At 62.3% G+C, this 23,173-nt stretch carries 22 protein-coding genes; 11 read left to right on the top strand and 11 right to left on the bottom strand.

Features of this window, described 5'->3' with window-relative positions:
* Positions 1-224: 224 nt before the first annotated feature.
* Complete coding sequence (locus tag ACQPW1_RS11315) at positions 225-440, bottom strand: hypothetical protein (protein WP_433662674.1); 216 nt, start codon at positions 438-440, stop codon at positions 225-227.
* 138 nt (positions 441-578) lie between these two features.
* Positions 579-1,220 (bottom strand): class I SAM-dependent methyltransferase, encoded by a 642-nt coding sequence (locus tag ACQPW1_RS11310; protein ID WP_433662673.1) that lies wholly within the window; start codon positions 1,218-1,220, stop codon positions 579-581.
* Between the two features lie 122 nt (positions 1,221-1,342).
* On the opposite strand from ACQPW1_RS11310, the gene ACQPW1_RS11305 reads away from it, so the two are divergent.
* A complete protein-coding gene (locus ACQPW1_RS11305) occupies positions 1,343-2,533 on the top strand; it encodes a GAF domain-containing protein (protein ID WP_433662672.1) in 1,191 nt (396 codons plus the stop codon).
* A gap of 298 nt (positions 2,534-2,831) precedes the next feature.
* Here ACQPW1_RS11305 and ACQPW1_RS11300 read toward each other — a convergent pair whose 3' ends face one another.
* Positions 2,832-3,566 carry a hypothetical protein gene (locus ACQPW1_RS11300; protein WP_433662671.1) on the bottom strand — a complete coding sequence of 245 codons (735 nt, stop codon included), beginning with the start codon at positions 3,564-3,566 and terminating at the stop codon, positions 2,832-2,834.
* 415 nt (positions 3,567-3,981) lie between these two features.
* Here ACQPW1_RS11300 and ACQPW1_RS11295 point away from each other — a divergent pair, with 415 nt between their 5' ends.
* From ACQPW1_RS11295 to ACQPW1_RS11285, 3 genes are all read left to right on the top strand, one after another.
* On the top strand, positions 3,982-4,437 hold the full coding sequence (locus ACQPW1_RS11295; RefSeq protein ID WP_433662670.1) for a hypothetical protein: 456 nt from the start codon (positions 3,982-3,984) through the stop codon (positions 4,435-4,437).
* A 12-nt stretch (positions 4,438-4,449) separates the two neighbouring features.
* Positions 4,450-4,692: a hypothetical protein gene (locus ACQPW1_RS11290; protein ID WP_433662669.1), complete on the top strand. Its 243-nt coding sequence runs from the start codon at positions 4,450-4,452 to the stop codon at positions 4,690-4,692.
* A gap of 463 nt (positions 4,693-5,155) precedes the next feature.
* The gene (locus tag ACQPW1_RS11285; RefSeq protein WP_433662668.1) at positions 5,156-6,172 is read left to right on the top strand and encodes a tyrosine-type recombinase/integrase; all 1,017 of its coding nucleotides are present in this window, start codon (positions 5,156-5,158) and stop codon (positions 6,170-6,172) included.
* Between the two features lie 304 nt (positions 6,173-6,476).
* On the opposite strand, the gene ACQPW1_RS11280 is transcribed toward ACQPW1_RS11285, so the two are convergent.
* A complete protein-coding gene (locus ACQPW1_RS11280; protein ID WP_433662667.1) occupies positions 6,477-8,066 on the bottom strand; it encodes a hypothetical protein in 1,590 nt (529 codons plus the stop codon).
* Between the two features lie 303 nt (positions 8,067-8,369).
* On the opposite strand from ACQPW1_RS11280, the gene ACQPW1_RS11275 reads away from it, so the two are divergent.
* A complete protein-coding gene (locus tag ACQPW1_RS11275) occupies positions 8,370-8,747 on the top strand; it encodes a DNA polymerase (protein ID WP_433662666.1) in 378 nt (125 codons plus the stop codon).
* A gap of 1,418 nt (positions 8,748-10,165) precedes the next feature.
* On the opposite strand, the gene ACQPW1_RS11270 is transcribed toward ACQPW1_RS11275, so the two are convergent.
* The 6 genes from ACQPW1_RS11270 to ACQPW1_RS11245 form a co-directional block, all read right to left on the bottom strand.
* Positions 10,166-10,381 (bottom strand): hypothetical protein, encoded by a 216-nt coding sequence (locus tag ACQPW1_RS11270; RefSeq protein WP_433662665.1) that lies wholly within the window; start codon positions 10,379-10,381, stop codon positions 10,166-10,168.
* 116 nt (positions 10,382-10,497) lie between these two features.
* Positions 10,498-10,683 carry a hypothetical protein gene (locus tag ACQPW1_RS11265; RefSeq protein ID WP_433662664.1) on the bottom strand — a complete coding sequence of 62 codons (186 nt, stop codon included), beginning with the start codon at positions 10,681-10,683 and terminating at the stop codon, positions 10,498-10,500.
* Between the two features lie 71 nt (positions 10,684-10,754).
* On the bottom strand, positions 10,755-12,707 hold the full coding sequence (locus tag ACQPW1_RS11260) for a threonine/serine ThrE exporter family protein (RefSeq protein WP_433662663.1): 1,953 nt from the start codon (positions 12,705-12,707) through the stop codon (positions 10,755-10,757).
* A gap of 298 nt (positions 12,708-13,005) precedes the next feature.
* Complete coding sequence (locus tag ACQPW1_RS11255; protein ID WP_433662662.1) at positions 13,006-13,494, bottom strand: DUF6841 family protein; 489 nt, start codon at positions 13,492-13,494, stop codon at positions 13,006-13,008.
* 222 nt (positions 13,495-13,716) lie between these two features.
* A complete protein-coding gene (locus ACQPW1_RS11250; protein WP_433662661.1) occupies positions 13,717-14,664 on the bottom strand; it encodes an SDR family oxidoreductase in 948 nt (315 codons plus the stop codon).
* Between the two features lie 171 nt (positions 14,665-14,835).
* Positions 14,836-15,687 (bottom strand): NAD-dependent epimerase/dehydratase family protein, encoded by an 852-nt coding sequence (locus ACQPW1_RS11245; RefSeq protein ID WP_433665207.1) that lies wholly within the window; start codon positions 15,685-15,687, stop codon positions 14,836-14,838.
* Between ACQPW1_RS11245 and ACQPW1_RS11240 the strand changes: the two genes are divergently transcribed.
* From ACQPW1_RS11240 to ACQPW1_RS11215, 6 genes are all read left to right on the top strand, one after another.
* Positions 15,648-16,103 (top strand): LmrA/YxaF family transcription factor, encoded by a 456-nt coding sequence (locus ACQPW1_RS11240; protein WP_433662660.1) that lies wholly within the window; start codon positions 15,648-15,650, stop codon positions 16,101-16,103. The genes ACQPW1_RS11245 and ACQPW1_RS11240 overlap by 40 nt on opposite strands.
* A 264-nt stretch (positions 16,104-16,367) precedes the next feature.
* A complete protein-coding gene (locus ACQPW1_RS11235; RefSeq protein ID WP_433665206.1) occupies positions 16,368-17,342 on the top strand; it encodes an alpha/beta fold hydrolase in 975 nt (324 codons plus the stop codon).
* Between the two features lie 556 nt (positions 17,343-17,898).
* Positions 17,899-18,696, top strand: a complete 798-nt coding sequence (locus ACQPW1_RS11230; protein ID WP_433662659.1) for a thioesterase family protein — start codon at positions 17,899-17,901, stop codon at positions 18,694-18,696.
* Between the two features lie 3 nt (positions 18,697-18,699).
* Positions 18,700-19,974, top strand: a complete 1,275-nt coding sequence (locus tag ACQPW1_RS11225; protein WP_433662658.1) for a YhgE/Pip domain-containing protein — start codon at positions 18,700-18,702, stop codon at positions 19,972-19,974.
* Between the two features lie 171 nt (positions 19,975-20,145).
* On the top strand, positions 20,146-21,102 hold the full coding sequence (locus ACQPW1_RS11220) for a Kelch repeat-containing protein (protein ID WP_433662657.1): 957 nt from the start codon (positions 20,146-20,148) through the stop codon (positions 21,100-21,102).
* Positions 21,099-21,713, top strand: coding sequence for a DUF305 domain-containing protein (locus ACQPW1_RS11215; RefSeq protein ID WP_433662656.1), 615 nt, complete (start codon positions 21,099-21,101; stop codon positions 21,711-21,713). The genes ACQPW1_RS11220 and ACQPW1_RS11215 overlap by 4 nt, the downstream gene beginning before the upstream one ends.
* Positions 21,714-22,122: 409 nt before the next feature.
* Here ACQPW1_RS11215 and ACQPW1_RS11210 read toward each other — a convergent pair whose 3' ends face one another.
* Positions 22,123-23,115, bottom strand: coding sequence for a helix-turn-helix domain-containing protein (locus ACQPW1_RS11210; RefSeq protein WP_433662655.1), 993 nt, complete (start codon positions 23,113-23,115; stop codon positions 22,123-22,125).
* Between the last annotated feature and the right edge of the window lie 58 nt (positions 23,116-23,173).

The following is a 23,173-nucleotide window of genomic DNA, read 5'->3' as shown; positions in this document are numbered from 1 at the left end:
CTGACAAATTGGCTGATCGTCCTCTTGACGACTTGGCCCGGAAGCGAAATCGCCTGCGTACCTCTCTGGCGGAGGTTTGGAGTACGCCCCTTCTGGTCGTGCTTCCCGCGCAAAGGCGCTGATGTGCCCAGCAATTGCTGCTGTCGTGCACTCATGCCTTCCGTGGAATTCGACCAGGGGAGGTTCCTCCAATGACGACCGTATTCGGCGAACCAACATCGTCCTCACCGGCCGAGCGCGTTCTCCAGCTCTGCCCGACCGTGCACATCGATCCAGCGACGCACAGACGCGGATCCTCGCCCAACCAGAAACTCGCTACCGCACGCTTGGCCGCCGGTATCACTCAGGCCGAGCTCGCCGAAGCGCTTACCGCCCACATATGGCGGGTTGCCCACCAGCAAACCGGGATCGATGCCGACTACGTCTCTCGGCTCGAACATGGCGTCATCACCTGGCCGACCAAACTCACCAGGCAGGCTTCAGAAGCCGTGCTCAGTGTGCCCGCGCGGGAGTTGGGGCTGACCAATCGCCGCCTCGGCAGCGCGTTCATGCGCAGCAGTATGACGATCAGGCACGGATTACGGGGCCGTGGCGACGTAGACGTGGAACGCGCGGGAGCTGCTTCCGACACGGCGGTGATCGCTGATTGTGAAGCCTGCGGCGGTAATCATGTCGACGACCTCGTCCAGTGGGCGCAGCAGCATCACGTCGCGCCACGGCACAGTGCCGAGGTGGTCGGTGTCGCCCAGGCCGACGACCAGGCGACCACCCGGCCGCAGCACGCGGGCGAGTTCGGTCAGCGACGCGGTCAGTTCGCCATCGTCGATGTAGTAGATGGTATTCACGGTGGTGACGCCGTCCAGGCTGTCGTCGGGCAGCGGGAGCTGGGACATGTTGACCTGTTGCAGGCGCAGACGGCCCTCCCGGATTTCGCGGCGGAACTGGAGTCGCGCCCGTCTGATGGCGACGGGGGCGGGGTCGATGCCGTACACCACCCCACTCGGTCCGACCTGATCGAGCAGAATCCGCAGTCCCGACCCTCCCCCGAAACCGATGTCGGCGACTGTGGCTCCCTTGGCAGCATCGAGAGTGCTCAGCGTGCCGATGATCGGTCCGCTGTTGACCCGGTTGAGTACTTGGCCAACGAACAAACCCCAGAACCCGGAGGGTTGGCCGAGATTGGCGGCGAGCCGACGCTTGATCAGATTCCTGAGCCCCACGACGGCCAGTGTTTCACGGACTGCTGGGCCAAACGCCGCAGCCGCCCCGACTCCAGGCATTCGTCCGTTCTGACCGATGAGGAAACCAGGTCGAGGACGACCCAATCGAACAAAGGCCCGCGATGACCACCAATCCACACCCCGACCCCAATCCCACCAATCATCTTCCGAGTCGGGCCGTCCGCACCACGCCATCGCCAAAGACCCGCGAAGACCAGCGTGCCGCAACCGCCGAGCACTGCCCTTCACCGGCACGACTGCCACGTCGACGTCCGGCAACCCCAAGTCAGGACACCGCGACACCTGAGCCCCAGTCTCAGTTGCTGAGTTGGGTTCTCGCCGAAACGTTGGGCGACAATGGCGAGGCAGTTGTAGTCGCCGAAGGTGAAAAGCTCAAATCCCTTGGGAGACTCGACCGTACGCGGATCGCGCAGAGCAGGCGGGCGTCGACCGCAATGCCAGCACTTGTACATCAATGCCTCCTCACACAGAAACGTCAGTACCGCGACATCCCAGGCACCCACGCATTGACCATCCACGTCGTTCCTGCCGTTGGCCCATCAGGCGCGGTTCATGCCGTCCAACTCTGGACCGGCGCGCCGACCCAGAAGCCGCCCCTGCGGACACCCGTTGGCACAGTCGAGTGGGACACCACAACCGGTGTCGCCGAACTCAACACGGCGCTGGAACGACAGCTGGGGATCCCCACGCAATTGTCCCGACCGCAATACACATTGCCGGATCTCCTCAGTCACATCGACGGGTTCGACGACTTTCTCGGCTTCCTCGATCTATTCGATCGAGCGTCCACAGCGGATCGATGGATAGGAACGGTAACGACTCCGGGCCGATTCAGCATGATCCGCCGCCATCTGCGCATCGTGGCCCGAGTCCATATCGAGCCCGGCAAGCGCCGCGTGCGCGCCATCGTCCACGACATCACGACCCTGCAGCCACCACCGCCGCCGCATGTGGACTCGGTCACACTCGCCGGCTACCCCGGCCCGACGACTCACGCGATCGCGCGCGTCGATCTCGGAACCTGCCTCATCAATCGCTGGATCTGTCTCGGTCCAGGCCCTCTCGAGCCATGGAGTCACCAGAATCCCCAGATCGACAACGACAGCGCCGCCGCCATTGCTCGATGCTGCGCGGAGCTGCACCGCGGTGCTACCGGCGCCACCGCCGAATTGAAAGTCAGGTTCACACCCTCACGCCCATGGATTCCAGTCCACACCGAGTGGACAGCCCTAGTCGGCGCGCGACGCCCCCAGGCCATCGTCGTTCTCACACCGCATGAGCCATCACCATGACTGCACATTCGCTGCCCATGAAGAATCGTCGAACCCCGCAACACTCCGCGGGGCCATCACCGAGCGCCGGCGAGCCGCGCGCTAGCCTGGGTCCTGGCCGCCCAGGGAGCGAATCGCACGATCCAGCAACCTGATCCAATTTTCGGAGGCCGAGTGTCGGTCCGGAGAACCGGGCTACTGTCCAGTGCCAGTCCGTCCGGCGCGGCGGCGTGCTCGGATCTCGATCACCTCCTGCCCCTTACGCGGCAGGCGGCGGATCGAGAACTCCATGGTCGCGGCAAGTAATTTCAGATCGGACCTATAGCCCCAGCGCGACGATGTCACGACCGGCCGCATTCGAGCTCGGGTGCAGAATCTCCTCCACCAGCACCGCCGCAATCCGGCATGCTTTGCGCTGGTCAGGATCTCGGACACAGCCGAGGACGCGACCGAGCAGAACGCCGACGTGCACCCATACCGACTTGTTCGCCAGCGCGACGCTCTGCGTGCGGAACAAAAGCAGCTGGCGAGCCTTCTCTGTCGGATCCGCGTCGCAGACCACTCCGTCGTAGCCGTCCGGCTGGTACGGCTCGTAGACCTGCGGCGCTACGTCCGGGTACGTCAACATCGTTACCCGACCGTGCGGCTGTCTCGAGGTGGGAAGCGCGGACCCGAGCCCTTCCACGGCCCGATCCAGGTACTGCCGCCGCGCATCGGCGAGGAAGTTCTCCCCGGGCCAGTACACTTCGCCGAATTCCAGCAGGGCTTCGTGGATCAGCGTGTTCGCGGCGGCGGTGAGCGACAACGCTTCGTAGATGGTTGCTAGCGCGGCAGTCGTGTCAGCGGGGTCGGTCGCTCTCACTCGCTCCACGGCGGTGTGCAAGGCATCCAGCGCCGTCGGCCCGATCTGGATCGGCGTCTCACCACCGTCGTCCTGCTCCGGTTCACGGTCACCGATACTGCTATGCCGCAACGCTTCGGTGTAGCGCGAGTTCTGCTCGATCGCCAGGCGGCGTGCGCGGCGCTTTCTTCGGGAGCTGCCGTTCTTCGACATCGTCGTCCGTTTCCGGCAAGGATGCCCACGCCACCCTGCCGTGACGATTGGTGCCAACGGGGAAGGAAACGATCAGCGCGGGCCCCTGGGAGGACCTTGGTTCATCGACGTCGCTCCCAGCGTGGGCGGAGCAACTGAACGGTGAGCGTGCGCGGCCTGCTCACCCGGAAGGGTACTCGGTGAAGCTAGACCGATCCTGCAACTACCCGCAACGAGGTCAACGAGTAGCTCCTCGCTCATGGTCGGCGGACCCGGGCGCGCGCACCCGAGCATGCCTTCCTCGGCAAAGAATGCGCGGTTGCCACATGACTGCGGCCACAGGATCAGCTCAAGGCATTCCGATAGCCATGCGGTTGCAGGCGCAATACTGCCTGGTCTATAATTGCGATTGCGCCCCCATTCAGGGAGTTTCCCGGTGGTCGCTGGCAGCGAATCCGGATGCAGCGCCGTCGACCTGAGCAGTTTTCTTGCGACGGTTCCCGATCTTGATCACTACGGCACGTTCGCCGTCACGGATCGGGTCTACCCGCTACCTCCGGCGGTCCACCGGCTGATGGTCAGCCTTGCTACGCCCGTCGGATGCCCCTGTGAGGTGTTTCCTATGGCGCATGTCCAGCAAGACCCGGCTTCGATCCGCGAACAACAGATCGCCATGTCCGCGCTCGCTCACACGGTGCGCGGAGATTTCAAGGCCGTGACCGCTCTGGTCGACATGATCCAGGACCCCGACGAACGGGTGCGGCCCGCCTTCGTCATCGTCGCCTTGCTGGCCGAGTTCAAGAGGGGCATAGACCAGCACGACGCGGAGGAGCTGGCACTCTGGTTCTCCCACGAGGCCCAAGCCCTCGCCGCGCAGGCCGATCTCACCTGACCCGGCCGCGATATGGAATCCACCCAGGACCGCCCTCGTGGTGGTCGCGGACGAATTCTGCGAATCCACCAGGTCTCGGCCCGAACCGGACACAGCCCCGACCGCATCCGCCATCTTCGGGTCAAAGGCCACGAACTCTACGACCGGGCCTGGAAAGCGGGCGGTGCCCAAAATTCTCCTCTGCTCTTTGACGAAGCCGACGTCGACGAGTGGGTCGCGGGCAAGAAGGTGCCACTCGAACAGGACAGCCAATGAGTAGCGACGCGAAAGGCATCGCCTTACCACTGACCTGGTCCGCTAGCCAATCCGCGACTCCGGCAGATTCCGATCTACCGATACGGCTTCCGATGCCGGACCTAATTGGCGACATCGACACCCAGACTGACCAATTCCACTACAGCGTCGCGTCGGTCAGCGTCAACGGCTGCCTCAGTGACCGCAGACCAGTCGGAGTCTTGAACTGGGGACCCGAGTCGAGATTGGCAATCGAGGTCGTCGGACGAACCATCGTCATCAGAGAGCACCAGCGCGGCGATTGTCGGCTAACAGGTCGAGGACATCTGCTTCTACCGGCAGGTTGCCGCCATCGTTGCCTGATCGAACCGGGGGAAAGAGTTCTTGTCGCAGCGTCAGTGCGCCGCAAGCTTCTTCTTGTCTATCCGATGCGGCTTATAGAGCAGGCGTTATCACCGTTGCATCAGCAAGCGACGGGTGGCCGATGACAACCGCCACCGAGATCGAAGCCGCCAGGCTGTTGCTTGCGAAACTCGGACTCACACCGCAGCAACTCGTCGAAGCCACCCCGCCTGTCGACGTCCCGACCTTCAGCGCCTACATACCGACGATCATCGCCACGATGCCGCCGACCACACTCCGCGTCTACGGCCCGTACCTGCGACGCATCGAGGAGGCATGGGGTACGCGTGTCATCACCGAGCCAACCCCCGCCGAGCTGCGTCGACTCGCCGAACGGACCAAACAGCGGGCTGTCGTTCGTCGCAACTCGCGCGGTGGACGTAGCGCAGTCGAGAGCCTCATCGCCGCTGCCCGGTATCTCTACCAGCACGCTGAAGAAGACGGTTACATCCGCCCCGATGACAACCCGGCACGAAAGGTCGCCAAACCTCGGAGACTGGCCAGCACCAGGCGCGCGATACCCGACCAGCAACTCGCCGAAATCGTGCACGTCGCGGCAACAACCGGAAACGACCCGTACCTGGATGCCATGCTGCTGCGCCTTCATATCGAAACCGCCTGCCGACGCGGTGGAGCTCTTGCCTTACGGCCAATGGACCTCGATCCGCAGCAATGCCTCATTTTTCTACGTGAGAAAGGCGAAACAGTCCGTTGGCAACCAGTGTCGCCCCCGCTCATGCATGCCATGCTCCACCACATTGCGGAACGACACGGTGACAACCCCATCGAATCCGAACCCTTGTTCCGTCAACGCGACGGCCGAGTGGTCACCCGCCGCCGCTACGACTCCCTATGGAATCGGATCGGTGCTCACCTCGAATGGGTCCGGCGCCAGCAGATCAGCACCCACTGGCTCCGCCACACGACCCTGACCTGGGTGGAACGCAACTTCAGCTACGCCGTCGCCCGCGCCTACGCCGGACACACCGAACCAGACAGCCGTACCGGACAAACCGCCACCTACATCCGCGCCAGCGTCCAAGAGATCGCCGAAGCCCTGGCGGCTATGACAGGAATCCCACATCCACTCACCGCCTAGTTGTATTGACTCGCAGGGTCGTTTAGGTCGGGGGCAGTGGTCCGCGCTGTCGGGCTGGGGCGCTACGTGAATCGTCGCGGTAATAAGCCATTGGATTCGGCGGATAAGCGTTGGCGTACGAGGCCATGATGTTCGTGTTGTTCATCGCGCTACCGGTGGCGATATGGTCTGTCCTCGCCTGGACGCGTCGGCACTCGCCGCGTGGAAGATTCCTGACTTGGCTAGCGTCGCCGGTGTGGACAGCAGTGGCGGTCTCGTTGAACCGGCGAGACGCGGATTTGGCAAGTCGGAGCAAGTAATTGGTTTATTTTGCCATCGCACTGGCGATGCGCTGCAGCGGAGATCCGTGCATCCTGCGGTTGAGGTGGTTGATGACGCGGCGGCAGTTGTAGTCGGTGACCGCCAGGTCGCAGACCAGGTCGGAAAGACGGGCACGGAACTCGAACATCTCTCGTTCTGCGCTGTTTACGCTGGCAGTACTCACCGCGTCATAGTTGCGTTCATTCGTGTCGAAATCTGTACATGGCCAGGCGAATACGGGTCGATCGAGGAGGGTTTTCACGGTGGCAGGCCGAGACGAGAACCTGATGGATGGATCAACAACCTCATGCTGGTTCAGCAGTTCCAGCTCCACGATCGGTCGTGAGATCCGTGTCGTGAGCCGCCAACACACGGTTGTGAGTCCGGCGGTGGTGATCTTTTGGCAGACGCCGGCCAGATCATCGAGTACTGCGGACAGGCTGGATTGGAATCCATCGAGTTCAGCATCGAGTCCCTCAGCTTTCGACGTGCGTGGATCACGTCGCTGAATGCCTCCCGCTCCCCGCATGGAGTGGCAGTAGGCACCGTTGGTGAATCGGACCACGCGGGCGTCGACAAGGGGGTACTCGAATTGCCATGTGAGCCACATGTCCCACAGCATCAGCTGGTAGCGGACCCTGATCAACGCGCCGCACAACTCCGCGAGCAGCCGGTTGGCATCCTTGGCCGCCTCGTCACGAGCACAGATGCGATCGAGGACCGCGGACTGCCGTGCACCGACGACCAAGAGGGTAAGCACAAATAGCGCTATCGGCCAGAACCGGGTGATCGCGGTATTGCTGAGGAGGCTGTCCGATATGCCGGTCAAGTCAGATATTCGTTCCCGCGCATCGGTACTCAGCTCATTGGAGGGCCGCACCCACAGCACGGCGACCAGTGACAGCACCACTCCGGTAATTCCGCTCAACACCCGCAAGGCATCGACGAGCGCGTCCACGGTGCGAGCCTTCCAGCAGTCGAGCAACGCCCAGCGCCGCAGCCTCGTCGAAGAAATCGGGGATTGGAGGCGGCGCGCGGTTCGAAATGCACGAATCCGCTGGTCGTGATCAGGCGGTGGGGCGCTGGCGACCGCAAGATCTGTCCGAGGTGTGGCACTGCGCGGGAAATACGTCCGAGCCAGGCGAGCTGCTTTGGCCTCTCGATCCCATATCCGATTCGAGCAGAAAGGGGTCCGCTTGTAGATCGTGTACAGAACGTGGCGCCCGAACCAGCATGCGGCTCTGAGCAGAAGATAGGTGATCAGCCAATACGCCGCGCACCGGATGTACGCGCTCTCAACGAACCAGAAATCCTCGTCGAGTTTGCCGTAGATCAAGTCCAGGAAACCGTAAATCATCTGCCCCCTCCGTTCCGCCCGCAAGTCACTGAACCGTCGACCGTGAACACTCAGCGTAGGGAAGGCGACCGACCGCACGAGGGACTCGGCGCGGCAGGCGGGACCGAAGCCGCTAACTGGAAGCCGCGAGTTCTGAGAGCCGCGGATCGTCACCTCTTCTACCGCGTGCACGACGACGCGATCCCGGGCCCCGGGTGACGCGATCGACACATCCCGAGCTAGCCGCCGCAACAGCATATCCACATCGATTGAGCCAGGCCATCATCCAGCACCATCGGAGACGACGAACTGTCGCCTTCGTCGACCGGTATCACGCTCTGCATCTCAGCCGGGCGTTCGGAGCAAGGGAATCAAGTGCGATGTGCTGCACCGCTCACTACGCCCGAGACCGGTGATGCACCCGTCTTGATGCCAGTGGCGCGGCCTTGGCGATGCGGACGGCCAGGCAGTTGAGGACAGGCCGGAAGGCAGTTGGCCGCCGAACTCGGTCGATGGGCGTGTCATCGAGGGCTGCCGCGGTGTGGCGTTGATGATGTCGCGGTGACCGATACCGAGCGAGCTCCCGTCGTGGCCGGACTGTGCGTGCTCGATACCGACCACCCCGGTCGCGAGCATCTGACCAGCCTGCGCCAGTACTACACCGCCCAAGCCCAGGACTGCGCCGACGCCGCATACGAGGTGCTCGGGCGGCCCCTGGATCTCGACTCACCCCAGCATCTGCAGATCGCGCTGTTCGAGGAACTCGACCTGCCGCTGACCACCGCAAGCTCCGACCAGGGCTACAGCACCGACAGCGACGCGCTCCAAGAACTGTTCGCGGCGACCCGCCACCCATTCCTGGCTCATGTCCTGGATCGCCGCCATGCTCTGCACATGTGTGATCAGCTCACCACACGCCTCACCGGCGCCCTGGTCTGAGCCACGGCTGCCAGGCTGGCTGGCTTGTGGCAGCGTCGAGGAGCAGGCGGCGGTGTGCCTACTCCTCGACCACATGGCGCATCCGATCGGGCCCAGCGCTGGCGGCGGCTCAATGCGAATCCAGCAGACCCACACAACATTCGGCACGCCTCACCGGGTGGATGGGTAGGACAGGCCAGCAAACAGATATCGCGTCCCCTACCAGCTCCAGCTTTACCGTCAACGCCGACGCGGGCAGCGTCGAGGCGCTCGAAGTGAAGAATCTCCGGGTGGACTGGTCCCGGCCATTGAGCAGGGCACCCCGCAGCCCCAGTCTCTTCGGGTGCGGGATGCCCGCTTTCTATCGAGGGCCTATATCCCGAGGGGGGGTTGGGGGCATCCGCCCTCATCGCTCAGTCTGCCTTGTGGAAGGGAAGCGTCGCTACACCGTGCATTGTCAATCAATCGTCGTGCGTCGACAGTCAATTGCCGGGCTTTCGCGCACCGTAGGGTCCAAATCGGACGGATCGTCGCCCCCCCACCCCCACGGCGGCGCGCCGCCCGACCGAGAACAACCCACGGCACGGTGTTCTGGTAATGGCAGTCTGCTGCACGTCCCGGCAATCGTGCTGCCGCCGGGCGTGCAGTAGACATTCCGCACGAGCACTGGGCGGTGGTGTGTGCACTGGCACATAGGCGTGGCGTGTACGAAATGGCCTCTGCGGCGGTCCGGTCGCCCGCCACCGCAAACGCGACACGCCGATCCCGGTGACGCTCAAATTCACCTGGAACCGGTACCGGAATTCACCAGCCTGATCTGCTAGGGCTGTCCGGGTGCGGGACCGGGCGTCCTTTCCAGTTGATCTGACGCACCGCCATCGTGATGGCACAAGTGAAGAGCTTCTGCCATCACGCTGGCGCAGGTTGCTGGCGGTTGGACGCCGCTACCGTCGCAGGTGCGATGAATCGCCCTCACGAGGCTGTGTTCCACTCGGGATTCCGTCAAAGGTGACGTAGCCTTGTCCAGCTAGCAGGCAGAGAGCCAAGCTACCGCCACAACAGGAGGAATAAACGATGGGGTTCCTGGATGGACTAGCCGGATCGGGTCTCATTGGCTCTGCGGCCATTCTTGCGGCGCTTCCCGGTATAGCTTTGTTTGTTGCTGTGTTCGCGCCCGTGGTCGGCTCATTGGTTGCGCCCGCAGTGATCGGCGGAGGGGTACTTTTCAGTCTCGGCGTCTTGCTCGGGAGTATTGTGGTGTAAATGGAGGGGCATAGGAGACATCGAGTCCGATCCGAAAGCTACGGACCGGACTCGACCACAATCTCACAGCGCAGCAAACATCAGTCGTCACCCGGAACGCATTCCGAGCCGCCAAATGTATCTGATTCCGTACATTTCCGGAGCTGTTTGTCGGACTTCGGCTGAGCCTGGGCGTCCTATTTGACCTGGGCGTCCGCATCGCTCTTTGCTTTTCCGTAGCAATCCTTGAATTCCTTGAGCGTCTTCGACGTCGAGAGGCAGCTGTCCACCCTGTCTTCGACAGGATCGGCGGAGGCCGCTGGAGCGATAGCTACCCAGATCGCTGCCGTCAGAACGGCTGCGGCAAGTAGAGCCGTTGTTCGAGCACAAGCGAGGCGCATCGTGATTCCCATCCGTCGAATGTGGACCAGCTAGTTCTGGTTCACCGTACTTCCACATATTCGGACCATCGACGATTCTGGATGGGGTGTCACGCCAGCCGTCTAGGGCCGCCGCTATCCCGGATGCGTCAAATTTTAAGCGCCGCACTGCCAATCAATTCAATGAAGCTCAGGCCGAGCACAAACGGGAGATAGACCACGTCCATGAAGGAGCCGATGACCGGTACTGCCATAGCGAGTGCCGTGCCCAATATCGCTGATCCAACGAGTTTGAGAGTAGAACTCACCAATTCTGATCCGATTCCGAGCCCCATTTCATCCTCCTTCGCTCTGTCATTACAGGGAACACTTCGGTAACTATCGATCTGGCTGGGGTATCGCCTGGTCACCAAGCAGACACCCCGGTTTCGATACCCGCGTCCACAGGGACACCGAACACGCCGGTTTCCTGCAGCGACTGATCGACGCGACGCCAGCACCGGCCGGAGGAGATACGATCGCCGACTCCACGGCTCGAGCGCAGCGCGACGGCGTGCTGACCACCTACCGCACCGACGATGAACTCGCCGAGCACGACCCACAGTGGGCCAACCTCGGCGCCCGCGCCCACCGCGCAGTATCCATCGCCGCCGCGCGCCCCTCGGCGCACGCCTCGTATTCGCCGACACGCCCACCGGAATTCGAGGCCCTGCTGCCCGAGGAAGGCGAGATCCGCCTCATCAGCACTGACGGCGTCATCGGCGGATGGGGGACACGAGACGTCGTGATCGAGGTCGGAGACGACGGCGGGAATTACACGCCCGCGATGTATCGGCGAGCCCTGCGTGCGGCCGGATGGGACCGAGTCAGCAACTGGCACGAAGCCAACGACCACGACCTGGTCGCAGTCGTCGTGCACATGCGGGAATGACGTAGTCGCACGTCTGCCCGATGAAGGAATGTCTGCGCCTCGCCTGCCGTCTACGCGGTATGCGTTTTTGCCGGACGCCTGGATACTGAAGAAGGTGCGGGTCACGGCGTTGCCAGATGTTGGAACTACCACGATCCGCGCCGATGTGGAGAGTGATCGACCCTGGATCTTGACTGCCGGTAAGTGGGTCGTACCGGCTGCCAGACCGGCCAATGGATGTCCCGTGGCCAGGACAGCATCCGGCAGCTGCGTGAACGCCGCTGCCGCCATAGAAATCGGCACTACCCGCGCGGTGGCCCCCTGCGCGAAGGCATTCGCCGCAGCAGCGATCGCCGAGGCGAACAGCGCCCAGAGCGGCGTCAAGCCGGTCAGATGGATTGCCGACGGATCGACTTCGAGATGCACCCACCGGGTCGAAATCAGGCCCGCCTGAATGCCGGTGACCATTCCGAGCACCACTAGACCGATCCCAAGGCCGCGTACCAAGGCCAGGCTCCGAAATCCGGATATCGCGTCCTGGGCCGCGGCGACGATCGACGGGTGCGGCAGCAGCAGCACCACGCACGCGGCCACCATACTTGCTGCCTCGCCTGGATTGATCGGGCTGTATGCCATCGCCAGGCTACCGACCATCATCGCCAGCGCCATTTGCGCAACGGCGACGAAAAATGTTGGAAGATAGCGTCTTCCAAGTAACTTGCCGAGGTACATCAGCACAAACATGAGAACGAACGCGCCGACAGCTGACCAGAAGGTCCCGCCCGCCTGCAGGGCGACGACAATCCCTAGAACTCCCATGGCGCCCGCGACAACTCGATAGGGCCATCGCGGATCCGCGCGTATCTCCTCGACGAGTCGCTGGCTGGCCTGGGTCATGTCAGTCGCGTGGCCGACGATGTCGTCGACAACGCCATACACATTGTTGAGCCGATGCAGGTCGGCGCCGGTGTCGCGCACAGCCCGCAATCCGGCGATGGTCGGCTCGTTGGGCACCGCGTACACCATGTGGATCGACGAGCCGGGAAAGTCGAGTTCCACGGCCGCCAGATTCCAGGTCGCCGAGACCGCGACGATGGCTACCTCGACACTGCGCGCATCAGCTCCCGACGACAACATCACCTCCCCCAGGTCCAAGCAGAAGTCGATGACCTGACGGGCCGAATACTCATCTCCGGTCGCTGTCGGCGAGGGCGAGACACCCGAGTAGATGCTCCCGCGCAGCAACAGTGCGATATCGCGCCGCTGCTCGGCCGTCGTCACCCGTCGCCGACGCTGCCGAACAGGACGCCGGGCACCGTTGACGGCATTGACGACCGATGTGCGAGGCTTGCGCTTCGGCGTGGGCATGATCTCCAATCCAGTGCTGGACGGAATGGCGGAAACCAGCTCGTGCGCGCCGCCACACAACGTTGCTGTCAGATTGCCCATCGGCGGTGCGAAAATCTTGAACTGTGACGACAATAACTGCTCGACGATCTGAGCGAAGCCCGGCGTGACGTCAGCCCGGTGATGTTGTCGCGCCAATGCTTGTCTCGCTGGTCGCCAGAAAGGTGCTCCAAACCTCGATAAATTCTTCCTTCGCAAGTCAAATTATCGCAGGTCGGAGCACCTTTCGACATTCTCGCCGAGCGTCAGGCGCCGTTACCATGATCGGCCGCGGCTGAATCAGGTGGAAGGAACCGCCTGTCGGGCAGTCGACGCTGAGGCCGAGCGTTGGTCCAGTGCATCAGGTACGAAGAGCGTCGGTACCACGGGTCGCGAAAGAATCGACACGCCAGCCCACATCGGTTTTGACGAGGAAATAAACCCAACGAACGGTGTGAATGACTGCGCCGTCGCCATCATAACGAGTGTAGGTCTGCTCGACTATTGCAGTCCTTGGGTTGACTACGTCCACGGTCCGACCGGCGGTAGCCTCACTAGCGAAGCCATCACGCCAGAGACTTGCGAAGAGGTCGGTATAATAGGTGATCCTGTTCTCGATATCAGAATCGCCCTGATGCTTGTCGCTGGTGGTGGCGGTGACCGAAGGCGTCTGGGTATCCACGCAGAAGGACCGGATCTCCGCCAGCGGTCCTCGCTCTGCGAGCAGTTTTTCGAATCGCTCAGTGTAGACGTCGTACCATTTGTTGATCTCGTCCTCGACCGCGTCATATTGCGACATTTCATTTCCCTTCTTGGCTGGGCAAACCGAATCAAGAATCCAGATGGTCACTGCACCGACAGGTGGCACCGGCCGTTTCTCCCGTGAAACGCACTGCTCACCGACGACGACCGCAGCGACCTGAGCAGGAAGGTAGCGGCATAAGTGGCTCGCGCCGCCTGATCTGTTGGGCACCCGCCCCGGTGCACATCAACGCAGGCTGCTATTGGCATCCCGGCCGAGGAACAGATCCTTGGACCACAGTCGAACTCTGCTCGTACTCCACGTGGTTCATCAATTGGCCAAAGAAACTCGAGTAGAGTCGGCGCCACGCCCACCACCAACCTCGACCAGTTGCGGGTACATAGTTTCGATCGGTGCCGCGAGCTTCTGCTTGACTTCTGCGCAGATGTCGTCGGCAAGGACTTCGAACTCTCCGGCTTCGATGCCGTTGAGCGCGATCCGCACAACATCGGCGGGGTCGTTCATCGGTGCGGTGTAGCCCGTGTTCATCGGGGTGTCGGTGGGCCCGAGATGCAGCCCCACGACCAGCGTCCCATGCGGTGCTAGCTCGAGGCGCAACGCGTTTGTTGCCGACCACAGGGCGGCTTTCGAGGCACTGTAGGCGCCGCCGATACTCACCCAGCTGAGCAGAGACAGTACGTTGAGCAGCACTCCGCCGCCGTTGCGGCGCAGCGTGGGCGCGAATCTTGTGGCCACGTCGAGGGCGCCGAAGAAGTTGGTATCGAACATCCTACGGACGTCATCGATCGCGGTCTCCGCCAGTTCGTTGTGGAAACTGATGCCTGCGTTGTTGAGGACGACAGTGACATCCGTAGCGGCTTCGGCGGCAGCAGCTACAGAGGCAGGGTCAGTGACGTCGAGAACGAGCGGCACGACGCGAGGATCGCTCCAATCGCGTGGTTTACGGGCGGTGGCATACACCTTCCTTGCGCCGCGGGCGAGAGCCTGAGCGACGAATTCTTCTCCGAGGCCGCCGTTCGCACCAGTGATGAGGACGACAGAACCTTCGATGATGTGTGTCATGATTACACTTCTCCCTTCCGAGACCGATCGACTATGCAGCCTGGCTCGTGTTTTGCAAGCCATACCGCTTACCGGGATATGCGAATGCTCAGCCAGGGATATTAGGCAATCCCGGCTCCTCCAATGCTTTAACCCAGCACACCGGGTCCGATGCTCGCATCGTTCGCGAAAGGGGAACACCGAAATCACAGCCATGTCTCCCTCGACAGTTTTCCGGGCCTAGTGCGGACTGTCTGGCATAGAAGGTTTGCAGACTATAAACTGATGTGCGCCTCCGATTATGTACCGAAGGAACGCTGGCGGTCATTGGTGCCGGACCGCACAGAACCGGCACCAGTTTGTCGCCGGGCACAATCGGAGACCAGCTCACGCCTCGTGACGAGCCCGCGTCGTGCAGACCTCGCCCACCACGTCCCGTTCGACATCGAAATATGCGTTTTTTCTGTCGAATCTCTCATTGCTCACTACCTGACTATCCGAGATCGCGAAGCAATCGCCCTGGGCGCCAAGGACACCGACCACAAACTCGCGGATCGGCATGCATTCCCCGTTGGTGACGAAATAGGTTGCGCCCGAGGTCCCTTCGGTGAGCGCGGCGACCACGGCCACCGCGACATTGTCGACATGAACATGTTCGACGGCCGCCGTGCCGTGATCGACCAGCGGTAGCTTGCCCGCTCGGGCACGGGCGGCGAACTCGGCCAACTGCGCCGAACCCGGCCCCCGTTTGAAGGTCGGCCGCAACACGATGGTCTCTATGGAACCTCGATACGCTCGAATCGCCTGCTCCGCTTCGAGTTTGGCGCGCCCATAGCCCGAACTGGGGTGCGCCGGCGCTGGCTGGGCCTCGGTGATGTCCAGCAGCGGTCGGCCATGCTGCAGTACCGCCTCACTGCTGATGTAGACGAAGCGCCGGACGTGGTGAGCGTCGGCCGCCGCGAGCAGATCGCGGGTTGGCACCACGATGTCCTTCTCGTACTCGCGCCAAGGCGACCAGGCCGTGACCAGACCGCCCAGGTGGGCAACCGCATCGATACCCGACAGCCGGTCCCGCCACTGTGTCACGTCCGTCAGGTCGCCGATGACGACAGCGGCACCCTGCACCTCGCGTCCGCCACCACGGACCAGGACCACCACCTCATGCCCCGCACTGACAAGCCGGCGCGCCGCGCGGGTCCTTGTACTACCTGTTCCCGGGCGGGAAGGAGGAGCTGGCAGTAGCCGCGATCGCCGAGTCCGCCGCGGAGTTCACCGACCTGATCCGGGAGACAATGGCACAATCCGGCGATAGCCGCGGGTTCTGTGAAATACTGGACGACCGACTGAGCGAAGGGCTGGTGCGCACCGGTTATCTCGGCGGGAGCCCGGTGAGCGCGGTCACACTGGATTCGACACCTCGATCCGCAGCGCTGACCGTCGCCTGCCGCGAGACCTACCGACAGTGGCGTGCCGCGCTGGCAGCTGCGCTGGTGCGTTACGGTGCACCAGCCGACCGAGCCGCCCGGCTGGCCACGCTCATGCTTTCGGCTGTGGAGGGCGCGCTGATCATCGCGCGCGCCGAATGCTCGACCGAGCCGCTCGAGGACATCCGTCCGGATCTGGTCGATCTCGCGACCGCGGCAACCGAGATGTAACCGATCCGCGCCATCGACAGTAAACGATATACTTGTGTACTTCGCCCGCCCAGAACTGACATCGGATTGTGCCCGGCGACAAAACATCAGTGTTTCTGCGCGCGCCAGCGCCGATGACCTTCTATCGTCGCCCTGGCAACGTCATAGGTACATGAATCGAGATGGTCACTCTGAAATTTTCGATAAGTCGAGGGCTGATCCTTTCCCTCGACTCCTGCGGAACTGGAGGTTGACATGAGGGTTACACACAAAAGCTTGGCGACAGTGTTGGTCGTCGCGACAGTGGGGATGACGTTCGGCGCCGGCATCAGTCGCGCCGAAACGGACTCGTATCTTGAAACGGCCCGCCCTGGCTTCACCGAATACAACGGGGTAAAGGTGGCCTACTACGAATTCGGGCCCGCAGCCGACAAGGCTCCGACGGTGCTATACACCGGTGGATGGCCATGGGGATCGGATGTCCTCGAGCCAGGAGTCAAGGAACTTACGCATCGCTATCACGTAGTGCGCTACGACACGCGTGGCGCCGGTGCTAGCGATCACCCAACAGAGCAGTCGGCATACACGTTAGAGAATTTGGCTGGAGAGTTCAATGCAGTGGTTGATGCCGTCGCCCCCGGCCGGAAGGTGCACGCTTTCGGAGAGGGCCTTGCGGCGTTTACCATCGGCGAGTATGCCCACGAGTTCCCTGGACGTTTGCTATCAATCAGCACCTTTGGTGCGCCGTCACTCGATATGGCCGTCAATGCTATGCGGCGCGATGCCCAAGACCCGTCCACCTACCCGCGCCTCGCCGTGCAGATAGCGGCATTGAGTTATGTCGGCATCCTCGGCACCCCGAATATCCCGGAAATGGCGTTCGCTACCGGCATCCCTACGATCGCGGTGAACGCCTTCACCGATATCATCAGCGACAGACTCAACGATTTATTTACCACGAACCTGGGGAACGAACCGACGAACGCGTACGACTCGGCAGCCGGCCTGAACAGGTACAGTGCAGCATTCTTGCCTGGGCTCTTAGGGCCCACGCACTATGACTATCTTGATGTCCCCGAGGTGAGTGTCATTCAATTGAGCGGCGACTTCATCGAGTCCGACATATTGATTGATGGCCTCGAGACACGGACCCCACATCTGGTTCTGCGTTATACGACCGGCAACCATTTCCCGCCCAACTACCAGCTGGTTCGGGAAGCAGTGGACCAGGCTATTGCAGACACGGAGCCGAACCCATAGCGGTCAGCAACGAGGCAACGTCCCGGTCGATTCAGGTCGACCGGGACCAACCGTTACGGTGAGCCTGGAGCGCCTGAGACCGCGTCTCGCGTCGTTACAATTCGTCGGCGACGTACGGAATCGGTTGTGCCGCATGATATCCGACTCGACCCAGGCGGGTATGACCGGCGGAATTGAGCCATGCCGTGACCGGTCCGGACAGTGTACGGCGGTCCAAATCGGAGCGATAGCCGGGTACCCGGTCAGCTCCCAGCAGGGCGGCGGCGGGGCGTGCGATGCCGAGCTTGACTGACAGCGGATTGTGCCCTGCGACAAAACATCACTGGTTCTGCGTGCACCGGCGCCAATGACCGGCTGCGTTCTTCCAGGCAGCATCGTAGATACACCAAACCCGGCAATTCCGTTACTCCTGTTCAACCATTCTCTCTACAGGGGTGGCTGAAATTTACCGCGCCCGAGCTGTCACCGCGTTCGCGCGAGCCGGCGATCTCGGCTCCGGCTGCAAGCAGTTCACCGAAATGTCAGTCTCGGACAACGTGATGTGGAAAGGCGCCTGATGACTACCTTCTCGGCAGTTACCGCTGTTACACGTAAATCGCAGAACCATTTTACCGCCGATGTCAGTTCTCGATGGACTGTGGGCCATATTCCCAACGGCGGCTACCTTCTCGCCACCATCGCTCGTGCGGCAGCCGGTGTTGCGGGGCACCCCGATGTGCTCGCCGCATCCGCCCAATACCTGCGGCCTCCCGATATCGGTACGGTCGAGATCGAGGTCGAACTAGTGCGCGTTGGCACCGGTGCGAGCCAGCTGCGCGCACGACTGGTCCAACACGGAACCATTTGCGTCGATGCACTTCTCGTCATGGGCACCTTGAAAGCCGATGCTCAGGAATTCTGGCGACGAGCGCCGGAACCCACAAAGGCGATCCGCGTAGACTGCACCAGGATTCCCTCGACCCTGCCGAATGGTATGCCGGCGGCGATAATGGCCGAGATCGATGCTCGACTTGACCCGGACAGCACGCGCTTCGTCACCCAGGGGCCGACTGGACGCGGCGAACTGCGTGGATGGCTGACGCTGCCTGACAATGAGCCCTTCGATCCTTTCTCGCTGCTGTTCGCGGTGGATTCGTTCCCACCCGCGACACTGGATATAGCCGATGGCGGATGGGTACCCACGCTGCAGTTGACCGCATACGTGCGTGCCTTGCCGGCACCTGGGCCGGTGCGGATTCTGCAGAAGGCCCAGCTGATCGATGGTCGGCGGGTCGATGAATCATGTTATGTCTGGGATAGCACTGGTCGCCTTGTCGCCCAAGCTACCCAGCTAGCCAGTATCGGGCTGGGCTGAACCATGAGGATCACCCACGACTTCGCTCGCCGCCCGGCGACCTGGCTGCCGCCACTGCTGCTATTGCTCGTACTCGCCGCCGCGTTGCCTGCCGTCTACCTCGGCGGCACTATCGATCCCAGCGGCAATCTGCGCGACCTCCCGATCGGAATAGTCGTCGAGCCGCAGACCAGCACCGCCACCAACGCCGCCGACCAGATCCGCGACGCCATCTCGAGTGCCGTGAACCACGACGCCATCGACCTTATCCCGATGACCGCTCAGGACGAACAGCAAAGGATCGGCGCGGGCAAAATCTTCGGCGCAGTGCGCATCCCCGCCGACTTCAACGCCGGGATCGCACGCCTGACAACCGTCGCAGCCGGACCGCCCGCGCGCGCTGTCGTACACCTCGACACCGCCCCGGCCACCGGCGCTATGAGCACCGGACTGTTTACCGGGCAAGTGGCGCCGGCGGTCTCCGCGGTCGACACGGGCTTCGGAAAAACGCTTGCCCTCGACCCGCCCACCGTGTCGGCCGCGACCGCGCTCGCTACCCCGTTCACTGTACTCACGGCTCCGCTGGATCCCCTTCCCGCCCATACAGGTTCGGGCACCAGCATCTTCTACTACGCCATGGTGCTGGTGCTGCTCGGCTTCGTCGGTGCCTCGGTGATCCACCCGACCGTCGATTCAGCCAGCGGCTTCACCCCCAGTGAACTCGGGCCCAAGGTTCAGCGACGCCGATACACCCACTTGCCTCGACTGCATATCCTGCTCGTCAAATGGTCGGTGATGATCGCCGCGGCCCCGCTCGGCGCCGGCATCATCCAACTCGTCGCGGGCAAAGGACTTGATATGCCGATCCCTGCACCGACGCAACTATTCCTGTTTTCGGCCTCAGCCATCGCCGCTATCGGCATCGGCGCACTCACGGTGTTCGCCATATTCGGAGCTTTCGCCCCGCTGGTCAACATGTTCTTCTTCGTAGCCCTCGCCATGACCTCCTCGGCGGGAACCATTCCCCTCCAAGCAATCCCCCAATTCTTTCGCGTAATCGCCACGTTCGAGCCGATGCGTCCGATCATCACCGGTCTGCGATCAATCCTGTACTATAACTCCTCCCCTTTGTCTGGCCTGCGCACGGCGTGGATCCACGTCGCCCTCGTCGGCGGCATCGGAGCGACAACCGGACTCGTCGCCACCCACCTGTTCGACCGCGTACCGTCCTTCACCAGACACCCCGGCCTCGCCAAGAGCGCACCTATCCCTTCCGAGACCATCGACTCCGTTCGATAGGCGCGAATGCATCGCCACATTCGGTGCCGTGGGTCGACCGCACCGGGCGGCACCGAACTCGGTCCGTGTCGATCCCTAGAGATAGCAACTGCATGGCTACATTCATAGCGGCATTTCTCCAGGTAATGCTTGTAGCCACACTTGGTCGATCCTGCCCAGAGAGGGTGTGCAATGCGGACGCTGTTCATCGGAGCCGTGTGTGTAGCTTTGGCGTGCGCGATTGCCCCGCTGGCATCGGCCAAGCCGACGTCCGGATGGCAGTGGGCACCGGCGCCTCCCGCCGCGATCCAGGAGGTCGGCGCGGTAGTGCTCGGCGACAAGGTCTATGTCGCAGGTGGCCTCGGCTTACCCGGACAGGTCGGCCTGTTCTCCAACAAGCAGTTTCAATTCGATATGCTGACCGGCGCCTGGTCCGAAGTCGCTTCGTTCCCGGTGCCGGTGCATCATCTGCAGGCCGTGACGACGAGCGGTAAGATCTACTACCTTGGAGGACTCGAGGGTGCCGCGCTGATCCCGAACGGTCGTGTGTGGCAATACGATCCAAAAACCAACGAGCTCACCGAGCGTGCCCGAATGCCGCAACAGCGGATTCGAGGCGCCACCGGTGCCGCTGTGCACGACGGCAAGATATACGTTGCAGGCGGGCAGCGCGACTACCTCGCTTTCGGATACTTCGATGAATACGATCCAGCGACCGACACGTGGACCGCACTGCCGGATCTGCCCAACCCACGCGAGCATCTGGGCGCCGCCATCGTCGGGGACAAGTCCTACGCGATCGGTGGCCGGTTCGTGATTCAACCGGCCTTCATTCGCCCGACCGATGTCTTCGACTTTTCGACAGGTAGCTGGAGCACGATCGGACCCATCCCACACGGACGCGGCGGTCTCGCGGTGGTCCCAATCGGCGACATGATCTACGCCATCGGTGGTGAAGGAATCGGCCCGTCCTTTACCGACAACGAGGTATTGGACACGCGTTCACTGACGTGGTCGACTCGAGAACCAATGAAGCAGGGGCGCCACGGAATACAGGGCGTCGCATCGGACGGGAAGATCTATATCGCTGGCGGAGCATCTTACAGCGTCTATCTACCCGAGGCCGATATGCAGGTCTACGTTCCATGAACCTGCGCGCGCGTCAGCTGACCGCCATCGCCTGCGTCGTGCTAACAGCCATCGCCGCGGCATTCTGGATCGGCCGTTCTACCGGACCGAGTCCATCGGCGTCGAGCACCCACGAACCCGGTCTCGTCGACATCGGATTCGCCCGTGACATGGCCGAGCACCACAGCCAAGCGGTAACGATGTCATTACTCGTCCTCGAACGATCCGTATCACCGGAGATTCGTTTGCTTGCCCGCGACATACTCACCGCGCAGCAACTGCAGATCGGCCAACTGAAGGGGTGGCTGTTGCTGTGGAACATGACGGAGCAGGCCGACCATCCCATGGCGTGGATGCCGCATCAGCAGGGCGCTGACCATACCTTCCACCTGCCAGCGATGGCAGGCATGGCTTCCGGACCGGACATGACCGAGCTGGCAACCATGGCACCCGCCGATGCCGACCAGCAGTTCCTCCGCCTGATGCGGAACCATCACAACGGAGGAATCGTCATGGCGCAGTTCGCCGCCGACCACGCGTCACTATCCGAGGTCAAGCAGCTCGCGTCGGCCATGGTGTCCGCCCAGCAAATAGAGATCGCGCAGATCGACTATTTGTCAGCGCCGCGTTGATACGAAGAACATCCGAGACTTTCGGCGCGGCAGTGCAGTTACCCACACGGACCGGGATATCAGAATGGGGGTCGTCGTTGCGCCGGCGAAGAAGCAAGAAAACGCCCACCCCGACCCGAAGGTGATGGCGCCCACGAACCCGCAGATCAGACCGAAGGCCAGCCCGCTGATCAAACCGACCTCCTTCAGCTGTGGCCGTACCAGATGGCGCAGCTGTCGTTGAATCCGACGTCGGTAACCCGCGATCGGTTCTCAGCAGGACGCAGCGTAAGAGTGGCGCCGTCCCCGCCGATCTCGGGCAGCAGTCGGCCCTCACGTCCTAAAGTATTGAACGTGATGGGTAATTGCGCCAGGAGTGCACCCGTTGCGATCAGTAATGCTCGTGAACAAGGGATTCCGACCAGGCGAACTACGCCAATTTGACATTCGATTGTTCTGTGGCACTCGACCGTTCAAGGGCTTCTCGTCGCCAGTCGCTGGGCGTCCTGCCGTAGACCGCTCGGAATCGCCGGCTGAAGTGAGCAGGGCCTCGGAATCCGTGACTGTCGGCGATCGCCGCGATCGTGCGGTGCCGAATGTCGGGTCGAGCGAGATCGTTGCGGACGCGCTCGAGTCGTTGGGCGATGATCGAATTCTCGAGGCCGAGTCCCGCGTCGGCGCATACTTTGTATAGGTAGCGGACCGAAATGTTGTGGGCGCGAGCGATACTGGCCGCGTTCAGGTCCGGATCGGACAGTCGGCTGCGCACGTATGCGCGAATCTGGGTAACCAGAATATCTTGGGGAACAGCATTGCCATCTTCCTTGCCGTGGGTGGCTGCCGACATCAGGAAGGCGCGCACCAGCTCCACGCAGGCATCGCCAACAGCCGAAGCCCCGGCATCGCTCTCCATCTCGTCGCCGACGTCACTGGTCAGCGCCATTTGTTTAGCGAGAAAGTGATAAAGCGGGCTACGTTGTGGCTGAATCAGGGCGGTGCGGATCGTCTCGACCGACAGACCCAATTGCTCGCGCGAAACGAACATCGACAGGCCTTGTCCACCGCGCCAGTCGATCTCGTGCGGCATATCGAGATCCGAGATGAGCAGCTGACCCGGCGCGATCTCATGTTGAGTCCCAGCATATGTCAGACGCACACTACCGTGCTGCTGCAGTTGGATGGCAAGCAGCGAACTAGGTGAATTCCGAATCTGTTTCGGTGTTCGAGCCACAGCCAACCCGGACATCACCGCCCGGTGTAAACGAAGCTGCCCGAATTGCCAGCTGTCGTAACGCGCGTAGACCGAACCATGCCAGGGACTGTGCACGATGTACGCCGGCGCGGACACATCCTGCAGGGCGGACGCCACCACATCCGCGCGGTCGTGCGGATCGAATTGGTCGGTGTCCAGGACAATCGCCATACTGTTCCCTATGCTGTCCAGTCGAATTCCGGCATACACAGTCGATCAATGACTGTGC

Source organism: Nocardia sp. CA-128927, from assembly GCF_050955855.1.
Lineage (GTDB): Bacteria > Actinomycetota > Actinomycetes > Mycobacteriales > Mycobacteriaceae > Nocardia.
Note: the sequence above shows the minus strand (reverse complement) of the source record. Positions and strands in the feature narration are given on the sequence as shown.